A 12,958-nucleotide genomic window follows, 5' to 3' on the forward strand; every position below is an offset into this window, starting at 1 on the left:
CATGTCGATCGAAGTACGTAGCGTAAGCAAGCGTTTCAACCAGTTCCAGGCGTTGAACAGCATCGACCTGGACATTCGCAGCGGCGAACTCGTTGCGCTCTTGGGCCCTTCCGGTTGCGGTAAAACCACCTTGCTGCGGATCATTGCCGGGCTCGAAACGCCGGACCAGGGCAGCATCGTGTTCCACGGTGAGGACGTGTCCGGCCATGACGTGCGGGACCGCAACGTGGGGTTCGTCTTCCAGCACTATGCGTTGTTCCGCCATATGAGCGTGTTCGACAACGTCGCCTTCGGCCTGCGCATGAAAAGCCGTGAGCAACGCCCAAGCGAAGCGAAGATCGCGGAAAAAGTGCACGAGCTGCTGAACATGGTGCAGCTGGACTGGCTGGCCGATCGTTACCCGGAGCAGCTGTCTGGCGGCCAGCGGCAGCGTATCGCCTTGGCACGCGCCCTGGCCGTGGAGCCTAAGGTGCTGCTGCTCGATGAACCCTTCGGCGCGCTGGATGCCAAGGTTCGCAAGGAGCTGCGCCGTTGGCTGGCCCGCCTGCACGAAGAAATCAACCTGACCTCGGTGTTCGTGACCCACGACCAGGAAGAAGCCATGGAAGTGGCGGACCGCATCGTGGTGATGAACAAGGGCGTGATCGAACAGATCGGCTCACCAGGCGAAGTGTATGAGCAGCCCGCCAGCGACTTCGTTTACCACTTCCTGGGAGACTCCAACCGCCTGCACCTGGGCGAGGAGCACCCGCTGCAGTTCCGCCCTCATGAAGTGTCGCTTTCCCGGTTGGCCGTAGACGCGCACCACGCCGCTCAGGTGCGCGACATCCGCCCCCTTGGCGCTACAACGCGGGTTACCCTCAAAGTGGAAGGGCAGGATGAGCTCATCGAGGCCGAAGTGGTCAAGGACCATGACAGCCTCACGGGGTTGAACAAGGGCGATACGCTGTTCTTCAAACCTAAAGCGCAGTAAGACCGGCCCGGTTCGCTTGTAGACCGGCGGGGCCGGCCTTCCGGCAAGGCCCGGGAATGGACTGCACCCATCGGAACAGGCCTACAGAGGTTATGGCAGGGGTGTACCGGTCTCGATCCGCGCCTTCAGCTCATCCCCCAGCCCCAGCAGAAAACCAAACTCCACCACCACGAACAGCGGGCCGATGATCAGCCCGCTGATATCGTCGATGAACGCAGGTTTGCGCCCTTCATAGTGATGGCCGAGAAATTGTATCGCCCAGCCCACCACGAACAGCCCAACGCCAATGGACAGCCAGCTGGTGGTCGACAGCGAGGCCACCGCATGGCCAAACCACAGGCTCAGGGCAAGCAGGGCAGACATCAACAGCCCTAGCTGCCTGTCCAGGCGTAGGTAGAAGACACAGGCGGCAAGGGTAGCCAGCAGGGCCGGGGTGATGCCGTACCAATTCGGGCGCGATAGTAGAATCGCGACCGCCAGTACGATAAAGGGAATGCCAATGAAGTGCGTGGCGATGTTACGCGGGTCACGATGGTAAGCGGCGTACTGGCCAAGGTACTCGGTCAGGGTTTTCATGGTTAGCATTCCCGGTTATTAATAAATAGCTTCTTATTCCTTAACGTATATATGGCGGGTCCCTATACTTTCACCATGAAAGCAGACAGGGGCAGGAGATGCCATCATGCGCACAGATTCCATTCGATACCTGATCGTACCCGGTTGGCAAGGCTCCCCTCCTGGCCATTGGCAACAACATTGGCATGCCAGCCTCCCTAACAGCCACTGGCTGGAGCAGGAAGACTGGATGAACCCGCGCCGGGAAGACTGGATCGCCTCGCTGGACCATGCCATCGCCCAAAGCAGCAAGCCCACGGTCATCATTGCTCATAGCTTGGGTTGCATCACGGTGGCCCACTGGGCGGAACACGCGCCGGTTCATTTATTGCGGCGTATTCAAGGCGCATTGCTGGTAGCGCCCGCCGACGTGGAAAGGGCCAACCGGCCAGCGGCATTGGCCAACTTCGCCCCGGTTCCGCGTAGCCCGTTACCCTTTCCCAGCCAGGTCGTGGGGTCTGACAACGACCCGGCCGCGACAGTGGCGCGGGCGCTGGAAATGGCCCGCGACTGGGGTGCCGAGGCCGGCATTCTCACAGGCGCTGGCCATATCAATGTGAAGTCCGGGCACCGTCGCTGGGAGCAGGGCTTTGCGTACCTTTATCGCCTGCAAGGCCGGGCACAGAGAAACGGGCTTCGCCGCGCCTGATGCAGCCTTCGCCATAACGGCGGGGCGGGAGTAGAACATGAGTTTGAGTGGTACCGCCGGGCAACCCTTGCTGACCTTTCCGGACGCCGACCGAAGCCCCTTGAGCATCCGCGCCAAGGCGCTGGTATTCGTCGATCCGCGTTCGCAAGCGTTGCGTGAGCGCATGGAAGTGTTGGCCCCCAGTGCGCTGCCGGTGTTGATACACGGTGAAACCGGCACAGGGAAAGAGTTGCTTGCCCGCCATTTGCACAAGGCCAGCGACCGGCCTGGGCTGTTCGTTTCAGTCAATTGTGGTGCCCTTAGCCCCACCTATGCCCAGGCCGAGCTGTTCGGCCACACACCAGGGGCCTGGTCGGGTTCGGCAGCGAGCCGGGCCGGCTGGTTCGGCTCCGCCAACGGTGGCACGCTGTACCTGGACGAAATCGCCGACCTCCCATTGCCGATCCAGGCGGCCCTGCTCGAGGCACTGGAAAACCACGAAGTGGTGCGGCTCGGTGCCTCACAGCCTACCCCGGTGGATGTACGGCTGGTGGCGGCATCCAGTATCGACCTCAGCCGGGCGGTTGCTGCAGGTAAGTTCAATGAGCGCCTGTGGCGGTACCTGGACGAGGGCCGGGTGGAATTGCCAGCCCTGCGCGAGCGGCCTGGCGACATTCTTTCTCTGGCCGAATATTTTCTCGGCGTGTACAGCCAGCGGCTGAGCCTGCCCGTGCCCACGTTCAGTGAAGCCGCGGCGAGGGTGCTGATTTCCCATGCCTGGCCCGGCAACACCCGCGAACTGGAGAACGTTGTTCACTTCGCATTACTGGTGAGCGAGGGCACAGATATTTTGCCGGAGCACCTCAACCAGGCGGGCGTAGGCAACCACCTCGCCGCGCTGGAGCGGCAGTTGGCGCTGTGCTTGAGCGGCCTGGGGGCGAACGACCGGGATGCGGCGCTCTCGCTGATCCATCGCCATACCCAGCCACTTGAAAAAAATTCATAAGCGGCTAGAAAAAAGGTATTTCATTGGCATAAGGGAATTGAGTATTGTCCCCGCCATGCCAGACTGCTGGCACATTGATAAAACAAGGATCTTCCATGAAAAAGGCTCTGCTGTTCTCGGCGTTCACCGCTGCGCTGTCCCTTGCCGGTTTGACCCACGCGGGCGAGAAGCTCGTGGTCGCGGCCACTCCGATCCCTCACGCCGAGATCCTCGAGCTGGTCAAGCCTACCTTGGCCAAGGAAGGCGTGGACCTTGAAATCAAGGTATTCACCGACTACGTGCAGCCGAACGTGCAGGTTGATCAGAAGCGCCTGGATGCGAACTACTTCCAGACCCTGCCCTACCTGAAAAACTTCAACGAAGGTAAAGGCACTCACCTGGAAACCGTGATCGGTGTTCACGTCGAGCCCTTCGGCGGCTACTCCAAGAAAGTCAAAAGCCTGGCTGACCTGAAAGACGGCGCCACCGTGGCAATCCCTAACGAAGGCAGCAACAGCGGCCGCGCTCTGCTGTTGCTGCAAAAAGCCGGGCTGATCACCCTGAAGGACCCGACCAACGCCCTGGCCACGCCGAAAGACATTGCCACCAATACCAAGAACCTCAAGTTCAAGGAACTGGAATCGGCCATGCTGCCCCGCGTGCTCAACGAAGTTGACCTGGACATGATCAACACCAACTACGCCCTGGAAGCAGGCCTGAACCCTGCCAAGGATGCGCTGGTGATCGAAGGCAGCGACTCGCCTTACGTGAACTACCTGGTTGCCCGCCCGGACAACAAGAACAGCGACGCTATCCAGAAGCTCGCCAAGGCCCTGACTTCGCCAGAAGTGAAAGCCTTCATCGAGAAGAAGTACAACGGCGCAGTACTGCCAGCGTTCTGAGCCTGAAGTGAAACAAACGCCTGGCTGATGACTGATCAGTCAGGCACTCCCGCCTGTCGATTCTCCTCCCCGCATCACGTTTTTTCCCCTCCGCAGCACTCAAGCCGCAATGAACCACTCACAATCGGTTACAGTCGCATCACGAGATTCAGCGTGCAAAGGGAGTGTGCATGACGCGTGTGTGGGGTAGAGGAGCGGCCTGGGTGGTCATCGCGATGCTGTGGGGCTGTGGCGAAAAGCCGGCTTCGCAGCCCGAGCGGCCACGGGTCAACGTGCAGACCGTACAGGCCGTTGATTTCGCCCCCAAGGTTGAAGTGACCGGGGATGTCCAGGCCCGCGTCCAGACGCAGCTCTCGTTCCGGGTAGGCGGCAAGGTCATCCAGCGTATGGTGGATGTAGGCGATCGGGTCACTCCCAGGCAAGTGCTTGCCCGGCTGGACCCTAAAGACCTGCAAACCAGCGTGGACTCCGCCGCGGCCGCCGTAGCGGCCGAACAGGCTCGCGTTACCCAAGCCAGCCTGGCCTTCGAGCGCCAGGCCAAGCTGCTGCCCAAGGGCTATACCAGCCGCAGTGAATACGATTCCGCCCAAGCTTCGCTGAAAAGCAGCCAGAGTGCCCTCGCTGCCGCCCGCGCCGAGCTGGCGAACGCGCGTGAGCAGCTGGGCTACACCGACCTGATAGCAGACGCCGCCGGCGTGATTACCGCGCGCCAGGCAGAAGTGGGCCAGGTGGTCCAGGCCACCCAACCCATGTTCAGCCTGGCGCGAGACGGCGAGCGCGACGCGGTGTTCAACGTGTATGAGGCCTTGTTCATCAAGCCTACCGGCGAGGCCCCCATCACGGTACGGCTGCTGGAAGACCCCAGTGTGACCGTGCGAGGCAAGGTGCGCGAAGTCACGCCTACGGTGTCGGCGCAAACGGGCACCCTTCAGGTCAAGGTCGCGCTGGAAACCCTGCCGGCCAGGATGCACTTGGGTTCGGTGGTGAGCGGTTCGCTGACCGCGCCTTCAAAACCTGCGATCGAACTGCCTTGGGCAGCGCTGACCAAAGACATGCACGACCCAGCCGTGTGGTTGATCAAGGACAACAAGGTCAACCTTCACAAGGTGACGGTGGGCCGCTACCTCACCGCCAAAGTGGTGATCACCGATGGCCTGTCCGCCGGGGACCGTGTGGTGATTGCAGGTGGGCAATTGTTGCACCCGGACATGGAGGTCGAAGTGGCCCAGGAGGCTGCGCAATGAAGCTGTGGCATGCGCTGCCGCTGTTACTGCTTGCGGGCTGCGGTGAGGATGCTCCGCCTCCCGAACCCATCCGCCCGGTGCTGTCTGCGCCGGTGGTAGCTGTGAACCAGCAGGAACTGGGGCGCTTCGCCGGTAACATCGAGCCCCGTTATCAAAGCACCCTGGGCTTTCGGGTGAGCGGGCGCATTGCACGGCGCCTGGTGGATGTGGGCAATGAAGTGAAGCAGGGCGACCTGCTCGCCGTACTGGACCCCACCGACCAGCAGAACCAATTGCGCTCACGCGAGGGCGATCTCAGCCGCGTCGAGGCGCAGTGGATCAACGCCCAGGCGAACAGCCGCCGGCAACAGGAACTGTACGACCGAGGCGTAGGCTCCGCCGCGCTGCTGGACCGCGCCACCGCCGACTTGCAAACGTCTCGCGCCTCGCTGGAACAAGCCAAGGCTGCGGTAAGCCAGGCCAGGGACCAGGTGGGCTACAGCGAATTGCGCGCCGACCACGACGCAGTGGTCACCGCGCTCAGCGCCGAGGCGGGTCAGGTGGTAGCGGCGGGCCAGGAAGTGGTAACCCTCGCGCGGCCCGATGTGAAGGAAGCAGTGATCGACCTGCCGGCCACGCTGGTTGAGCAATTGCCCCGTGACGTGGACTTCTACGTGCAAGCGCAGCTGGACCCGACCGTGGCCAGCCATGCCACCTTGCGCGAAATAGAACCCCAGGCCAACAGTACTACCCGCACGCGTCAGGTGCGCCTGAGCCTTGCGCAAACCCCGCCAGGCTTGCGGTTGGGCACCGCCATCAGTGTGACCCTGACCCACAAGGTAGCGCCGCGTGGCGAAGTGCCGCTTCGCGCATTGCAGGAAGCCGACGGCCACACCCGCGTATGGGTGATCGACGAGCAGGCGCATACCGTAGCCCCCCGCACAGTGAATGTGCTGGAGCGCAAGGCGGAAACCGCGATCATCGACGCCAGCGTGCGCCCCGGTGAAAAGGTCGCCATTGCCGGGCTCAACAGCCTCAAGCCGGGGCAACAGATCAAGACTGACCAAGGAAAGGCCCAATGAGCGGCAGCAAGTTCAACCTCTCGGACTGGGCGCTGCGGCATCAGTCGTTCGTGTGGTACCTGATGTTCGTTGCCCTGCTCATGGGCGTGTTTTCCTACATGAAACTGGGCCGCGAGGAAGATCCGGCGTTCACCATCAAAACCATGGTGATCCAGACCCGCTGGCCCGGCGCAACTCAGGATGAAACCCTCAAGCAGGTCACGGACCGCATCGAGAAGAAGCTCGAAGAACTCGACTCACTGGATTACACCAAGAGCTACACCCGGCCGGGTGAATCCACGGTGTTCGTGTACCTGCGCGACACTACCAAGGCAGGGGCGATTCCGCACATTTGGTACGAAGTGCGCAAGAAGATCGACGACATCCGTGGCGACTTCCCCCAAGGGTTGCAGGGGCCTGCCTTTAACGACGAGTTCGGCGACGTGTTCGGCTCCATCTACGCGTTTACCGCCGATGGCTTGAGCATGCGCCAGCTGCGCGATTACGTGGAGCAGGTGCGCGCGGGTATCCGCCAGGTGCCCAACCTGGGCAAGGTGGAAATGATCGGCGAGCAGGACGAAGTGATCTACCTGAACTTCTCCACGCGCAAGCTGGCGGCCCTGGGGCTGGACCAGCGAGAAGTTGTGCAGGCCTTGCAGGCACAGAACGCCGTCACGCCAGCGGGTGTGATCGAGGCGGGACCGGAGCGGATTTCGGTGCGCACCAGTGGCCAGTTCCATTCCGAAGCCGACCTGCGCGAGCTGAACCTGCGGGTCAACGATCGCTTCTATCGGTTGGCCGATGTGGCAGAAATCACCCGGGGCTATGCCGAGCCTCCTGCGCCGCTGTTTCGTTTCAACGGCCAGCCAGCCATTGGTTTGGCCGTGGCGATGCGCGACGGTGGGAATATTCAGGAATTTGGCAAAAACCTTCACGGCCGCATGAGCGAACTCACCGCTGAGCTACCGGTTGGCGTAGGTGTGCATACCGTCTCTGATCAGGCTGCCGTTGTGGAAAAAGCCGTCGGCGGGTTCACCAGTGCCTTGTTCGAAGCCGTGGTGATCGTGATGTTGGTGAGCTTCGTCAGCCTGGGCATTCGCGCCGGGTTGGTAGTGGCCTGCTCGATCCCGTTGGTGCTGGCCATGGTGTTCGTGTTCATGGAATACAGCGGCATCACCATGCAGCGGATTTCCCTCGGTGCGCTGATCATCGCCCTGGGCCTGCTGGTAGACGATGCCATGATCACGGTAGAGATGATGGTCACTCGGCTTGAGCTGGGGGACAGCCGCGAGAAAGCTGCCACCTTCGCCTATACCTCCACGGCCTTCCCCATGCTGACCGGCACACTGGTGACAGTGGCCGGTTTCACGCCTATCGGGCTGAACGCCAGCTCCGCGGGTGAATACACCTTCACCTTGTTTGCGGTGATCGCGATTGCCATGCTGGTGTCGTGGGTGGTGGCGGTGTTCTTTGCGCCCGTGATCGGCGTGCATATCCTCAGCGAGAAAGTCGCCAAGAAGCATTCCGACGAGCCCGGGCGCGTGGGCCGAGCGTTCAACAACGCGCTGGTGGGCTGCATGCGCCACCGCTGGCTGACCATCATCGGTACCCTGCTGCTGTTCGCGCTGTCGCTGTTCTGCATGCGGTTTGTGCAGAACCAGTTCTTCCCGTCCTCGGACCGGCCCGAACTGCTGGTGGACCTTAACCTGCCCCAGAACGCTTCGATTCATGAAACCGCCAAGGCGGTGGACAAGCTGGAAGGGTTGATCAAGGACGACCCGGACATTCTTCGCTGGAGCACCTACATCGGCGAAGGCGCGATCCGCTTTTACTTGCCGCTGGACCAGCAACTGCAAAACCCCTATTACGCTCAGTTGGTGATCGTCAGCAAAGGCCTGGAACAGCGCGAAGCACTGGCCCAGCGCTTGCGAGAAAAACTGCGCACGGACTTCGTGGGCATCGGCACCTATGTGCAACCCCTTGAGATGGGCCCGCCGGTAGGGCGGCCCTTGCAGTACCGTGTAAGCGGCCGTGACCTGGATGAGGTGCGCCGGCACGCCATCGACCTGGCCACGCTGCTCGATAAAAACCCCCATGTGGGCGACATGATTTTCGACTGGAACGAGCCTGGCAAGGTATTGCGCATCGACATCGCCCAGGACCGCGCACGGCAGTTGGGGTTGTCCTCCGAGGACGTGGCCAAGCTGATGAACACCATCGTCACGGGCACCACCATCACCCAAGTGAACGACGACATCTACCTGGTGGATGTGATCGGCCGGGCCGAGGACGCCGAGCGGAACTCGCCCGAAACCCTGCAAAACCTGCAAATCGTCACGCCCAGCGGCGTGTCCATTCCCTTGCTGTCGTTCGCCACTGTGCGCTACGAGCTGGAGCAGCCACTGGTGTGGCGCCGTGATCGCCTCCCAACCGTAACGCTCAAGGCAGCGGTACGTGACGGCATTCAGCCCACCGACCTGGTCACCCAGCTCAAGCCCGACATCGACCGCTTCTCGGCCGACCTGCCCACCGGCTACAAGGTCACCACTGGCGGCACCGTGGAGGAAAGCGGCAAGGCCCAAGGCCCGATCGCCCAGGTTGTGCCGTTGATGCTGTTCCTGATGGCGACCTTCCTGATGATCCAGCTGCACAGCGTGCAGAAGATGTTCCTGGTGGCCAGCGTCGCGCCACTGGGGCTGATCGGCGTGGTGGTCGCGCTGGTACCGACCGGCACGCCGCTGGGCTTCGTGGCGATCCTGGGTGTGCTGGCGCTGATCGGGATCATCATCCGCAACTCAGTAATTCTGGTGACCCAGATCGACATCTTCGAGCGCGATGGCTACAAGCCGTGGGATGCGGTAGTGGAAGCGACCCAGCACCGGCGCCGGCCGATCCTGCTCACGGCGGCCGCTGCAAGCCTGGGCATGATCCCCATCGCCCGGGAAGTGTTCTGGGGGCCCATGGCCTACGCCATGATCGGCGGCATCATCAGCGCCACGCTGCTCACGCTGCTGTTCCTGCCAGCGCTGTACGTGGCCTGGTATCGGGTGAAGGAGTAGGTGTGGCATTTTGCGTATTCCCTGGCGAAGCCAGGGAATGGACTGCCTGCAGAACCGGCTGAATATCAGCGCTTGTTCAACCGCTGCGCCAGCCTGTCACCACCCAACTGAATCACCGCCACCAGGGCCACCAGCAGCACGATCACGGTGAGCATTACCTGGGTATCGAAGCGCTGATAGCCATACCGATAGGCGATGTCGCCCAGGCCACCGGCGCCCACCGCGCCGGCCATGGCTGAACTGTTGATCATGGTGACCAAGGTGATCGTGAAGCCACCGACAATCCCGGGTCGGGCTTCGGGCAGCAGTACGTGCCAGATGATGTGCCAGCGGCGGCAGCCCATGGCCTGGGCCGCTTCGATCAGGCCGTGGTCCACCTCACGCAGGCTTACTTCGGCGATACGGGCGAAGAACGGCGTGGCGGCGAGGGTCAGCGGTACCACGGCAGCCCATACGCCATAGGTGGTGCCAACGATCCACCGGGTGAAGGGGATCAGCGCCACCATCAGGATCAAAAACGGAATAGACCGGAACAGGTTCACGAAGCCACCCAGCACGCGGTTCACCACCGGCGCTTCGAAGATTCCGCCGCGGTCACTGGTCACCAGAATCACCGCCATGGGAATGCCCACCAGCAATGCAATCAGCGAACTCAGCCCCACCATCAGCAACGTATCCAGCGCACCTTGCAACAAGCGATCAATCCACATAACCCAGTACCTCTACCTGTTCGGCCCACTGGCCGGCGCGCTCGATCAATTGGGCAGGCTCCAGCGGCGACTGTGCCACCGAAATCAGCAGCTGGCCCAGCGTGTGCCCTTGGATCTGCTCGATACCGCCGTGCAGCAGCCGTACATGCCCGCCCAGGGCACGAAACAGCCCGGACAGGTCCGGCTCGGTAGCACTGGCGCCGGTGAAGCGCAACGCCAGCACTAACGATGCGCCCGGGTGCTGAACGGGCTGCAGCCGGCCTACAAGTGCGGCAGGCAGGCCATGCTGCAGTGGGGCGAGCAGGGTACGGCTCACCTCATGACGTGGGTTGCCGAATACCTGCCATACCGGCCCTTGCTCCACCACCTCGCCCTGTTCGAGCACCACCACGCGATCGCAGATATCCCGGATAACCGCCATCTCATGGGTGATCAACACGATGGTGAGGCCAAGGCGCTGGTTGATATCGCGCAGCAATTGCAGGATGGAGGCCGTGGTTTCGGGGTCCAGCGCGGAAGTCGCTTCATCGCACAGCAACACGGCGGGGTCATGCACGAGCGCGCGGGCAATGCCCACACGCTGCTTCTGGCCGCCGGACAACTGCGCGGGGTAAACGTGGTGTTTGCCCTCCAACCCCACCAAGGCCAGCAGCTCTGCGACCTTGCGTTCCCGTATCGCCCGGGACACGCCGGCGACCTTCAGGGGCAGCTCCACGTTCTGAGCTACGGTTTTTGCCGACATCAGGTTGAAGTGCTGGAAGATCATGCCGATGCCGCGGCGCGCTTCCACCAGTTGATCTTCGTTCAAAGTCCCAAGGTTGATCTCGTCCAGGATCACGTCGCCGGCCGTCGGCGACTCCAGGCGGTTCAAGGTACGCAGCAGGGACGATTTGCCGGCGCCGCTTCGCCCGATGATGCCGAAGATTTCGCCGCGCTCAATCTCCAGGTTGATATCCCGCAGCGCGTGCACCGGCCCGAGCGGGCCTTGATACACCTTGCTCAAGCCGTGAAGGCGGATATGCGGAGCGCCACGAGCAGGGTCGGGCGCTTGGCGGGTGCCCGCCAGGCGCGTGTTATCGATCAAGCGTAGCGAAGGGGCATTCATGGCTTACCCCTTCCAGCCGACCTGGTACAGCGTGCCCAGAGACTTGTCCAACGCGGCCTTCACCACCGGTGAATGCTGGTAGATATCAATGAATTTGGCCAGCCGAGGGTCGTCTTTTTTCTGGGGCTGAATCACGAACTGAATCACGTATTCGGGGTGGTCCAGGCCGTCGAAGAGCAACGCGGACTCGGGGTCGAACGTCTTGGCCAGGCGAATGTAGGCCGGGTAGCCCTGCACCAGGTCGGCGTCGTCATACGCCCTTACCAGCTGCACCGCCTCCACCTGCAGGATTTTCAGCTGCTTGGGGTTGCTGACAATATCGTCTTCGGTGGCCTTGTAGCCCACACCTGGCTTGAGCCCGATAAGCCCGGCCTTGGCCAGCAGTTGGAGGCCCCGGCCGCTGTTGATCGGGTCGTTCGCAATCGCGACCGACGCGCCCTGTGGCAAGTCGTTGAAGCTTTTGAAACGCTTCGAGTACAGGCCCACGTTGTTGATGATGCCGGGCGCGTAAGGTATCAGGTCGAACCCTGCTGCCTGCTTCGCATTTTCCAGGAAGGGGATGTGCTGGAAGTAGTTCACGTCGATGTCGCCGGCGGCCAGGCTCACGTTAGGCGCGATCCAGTCGGTGTACTCCACCAGCTCCACCTTGAGCCCTTGTTTCTCTGCCTCCGCCACGGCAGCTTCGAGGGGAATGGCAAAGGCAGCGGTGGTGCCGACTTTCAAAGGCGCATCGGCGGCATGAGCGCCGCCGGCAATCAGGCCGGCACTGAGTAGCAGTACCCGTAGTGGGGTAAACAGGGAAGCGCGAACCATACCGTCCTCACGAAATAGATACCGCACAAAGGCGGCGTGCATGTGATGGTCCGGTGGTCCGGTGGTTATACCCTAAAGGAGCTTGAAGCCGATTTGAAATAACCGTTCGTGCTTGGATTAGAAGCGGAATGTCAGCGCTTCACCCCAGAAACTTCCCCAGAAACTGCCGGGTACGCTCGTGCTGAGGCGAAGCGAACAACGCTTTGGGATCTCCCTGCTCAACGATCCGGCCCTTGTCGAAGAAAATGACCCGGTTGGCCACGTCGCGAGCAAAGCTCATTTCGTGGGTCACGATCACCATGGTGCGTTTTTCCTCGGCAAGCCCGCGAATGGTTGCCAGCACTTCGCCAACCAGCTCCGGGTCCAGCGCCGAGGTAGGCTCGTCAAACAGGATCACCTGTGGCTCCATCGCCAACGCTCTGGCGATGGCAACGCGCTGCTGCTGGCCCCCGGATAGCCTGCGCGGATAAGCGTCTTCCTTGCCTGCCAGCCCTACCTTGGCCAACAACGTACGGCCCAGGGCCTGGGCTTGCTCCAGAGGTATTTTTTTCACCACCACCGGCCCCTCGATCACGTTTTCCAACGCGGTGCGGTGGGGGAAGAGGTTGAAGTTCTGGAACACGAACCCTACCTGCTGGCGCAGTTGCCGAACCGCGGCCTGCTGCCGGGCGATAGGCTGGTCGGCATCAATGTGCACTGCGCCGACCTGTATCTGGCCGGCGCTGGGTGTTTCAAGCAGGTTAAGGCAGCGCAGGAAGGTGGTTTTGCCCGAGCCACTGGGCCCGATGATTGCCACCACTTCCCCTTCGTTCACCCTCAGGTCTACATCGTCCAGCACGGTGGTGTCGTTGAATCGCTTGGTCAGGTGTTCCACCACAATCATT

The 12,958-nt window shown here is 61.9% G+C and carries 12 protein-coding genes; 7 read left to right on the forward strand and 5 right to left on the reverse strand.

Going from position 1 to position 12,958, the window contains the following annotated elements; translation table 11 throughout:
- Position 1 precedes the first annotated feature (1 nt).
- Positions 2 to 973 (forward strand): sulfate/molybdate ABC transporter ATP-binding protein, encoded by a 972-nt coding sequence (locus AC3Z8Y_RS00710; RefSeq protein ID WP_490088034.1) that lies wholly within the window; start codon positions 2 to 4, stop codon positions 971 to 973.
- 90 nt (positions 974 to 1,063) lie between these two features.
- Here the strand turns inward: AC3Z8Y_RS00710 and AC3Z8Y_RS00715 are convergent, their stop codons facing one another.
- A complete protein-coding gene (locus AC3Z8Y_RS00715; RefSeq protein ID WP_181113906.1) occupies positions 1,064 to 1,549 on the reverse strand; it encodes an Mpo1 family 2-hydroxy fatty acid dioxygenase in 486 nt (161 codons plus the stop codon).
- A gap of 106 nt (positions 1,550 to 1,655) precedes the next feature.
- Here AC3Z8Y_RS00715 and AC3Z8Y_RS00720 point away from each other — a divergent pair, with 106 nt between their 5' ends.
- The 6 genes from AC3Z8Y_RS00720 to AC3Z8Y_RS00745 all read left to right on the forward strand — a co-directional run bounded on the left by AC3Z8Y_RS00720 (position 1,656) and on the right by AC3Z8Y_RS00745 (position 9,446).
- Positions 1,656 to 2,237, forward strand: a complete 582-nt coding sequence (locus AC3Z8Y_RS00720) for an RBBP9/YdeN family alpha/beta hydrolase (RefSeq protein WP_490088035.1) — start codon at positions 1,656 to 1,658, stop codon at positions 2,235 to 2,237.
- 37 nt (positions 2,238 to 2,274) lie between these two features.
- A complete protein-coding gene (locus AC3Z8Y_RS00725) occupies positions 2,275 to 3,222 on the forward strand; it encodes a sigma 54-interacting transcriptional regulator (protein WP_490088036.1) in 948 nt (315 codons plus the stop codon).
- A gap of 95 nt (positions 3,223 to 3,317) precedes the next feature.
- Positions 3,318 to 4,103, forward strand: a complete 786-nt coding sequence (locus AC3Z8Y_RS00730) for a MetQ/NlpA family ABC transporter substrate-binding protein (protein WP_490088037.1) — start codon at positions 3,318 to 3,320, stop codon at positions 4,101 to 4,103.
- A gap of 170 nt (positions 4,104 to 4,273) precedes the next feature.
- Positions 4,274 to 5,347, forward strand: a complete 1,074-nt coding sequence (locus AC3Z8Y_RS00735) for an efflux RND transporter periplasmic adaptor subunit (RefSeq protein ID WP_490088038.1) — start codon at positions 4,274 to 4,276, stop codon at positions 5,345 to 5,347.
- Positions 5,344 to 6,408: an efflux RND transporter periplasmic adaptor subunit gene (locus tag AC3Z8Y_RS00740; RefSeq protein WP_490088039.1), complete on the forward strand. Its 1,065-nt coding sequence runs from the start codon at positions 5,344 to 5,346 to the stop codon at positions 6,406 to 6,408. Before AC3Z8Y_RS00735 ends, AC3Z8Y_RS00740 begins: the two co-directional genes overlap by 4 nt.
- Positions 6,405 to 9,446 (forward strand): efflux RND transporter permease subunit, encoded by a 3,042-nt coding sequence (locus tag AC3Z8Y_RS00745; RefSeq protein ID WP_490088040.1) that lies wholly within the window; start codon positions 6,405 to 6,407, stop codon positions 9,444 to 9,446. The genes AC3Z8Y_RS00740 and AC3Z8Y_RS00745 overlap by 4 nt, the downstream gene beginning before the upstream one ends.
- Positions 9,447 to 9,511: 65 nt before the next feature.
- Here AC3Z8Y_RS00745 and AC3Z8Y_RS00750 read toward each other — a convergent pair whose 3' ends face one another.
- The 4 genes from AC3Z8Y_RS00750 to tcyN all read right to left on the reverse strand — a co-directional run bounded on the left by AC3Z8Y_RS00750 (position 9,512) and on the right by tcyN (position 12,957).
- Entirely contained in the window at positions 9,512 to 10,156 is a 645-nt protein-coding gene (locus tag AC3Z8Y_RS00750; RefSeq protein ID WP_490088041.1) for a methionine ABC transporter permease, read from the reverse strand.
- On the reverse strand, positions 10,146 to 11,261 hold the full coding sequence (locus tag AC3Z8Y_RS00755; protein WP_490088042.1) for a methionine ABC transporter ATP-binding protein: 1,116 nt from the start codon (positions 11,259 to 11,261) through the stop codon (positions 10,146 to 10,148). The genes AC3Z8Y_RS00750 and AC3Z8Y_RS00755 overlap by 11 nt, the downstream gene beginning before the upstream one ends.
- A 3-nt stretch (positions 11,262 to 11,264) precedes the next feature.
- A complete protein-coding gene (locus AC3Z8Y_RS00760) occupies positions 11,265 to 12,074 on the reverse strand; it encodes a MetQ/NlpA family ABC transporter substrate-binding protein (protein ID WP_490088043.1) in 810 nt (269 codons plus the stop codon).
- A 139-nt stretch (positions 12,075 to 12,213) separates the two neighbouring features.
- Positions 12,214 to 12,957 carry an L-cystine ABC transporter ATP-binding protein TcyN gene (gene tcyN / locus AC3Z8Y_RS00765; RefSeq protein ID WP_490088044.1) on the reverse strand — a complete coding sequence of 248 codons (744 nt, stop codon included), beginning with the start codon at positions 12,955 to 12,957 and terminating at the stop codon, positions 12,214 to 12,216.
- Between the last annotated feature and the right edge of the window lies 1 nt (position 12,958).

It is taken from the genome of Pseudomonas sp. 3MAES_34.3B (assembly GCF_058145875.1).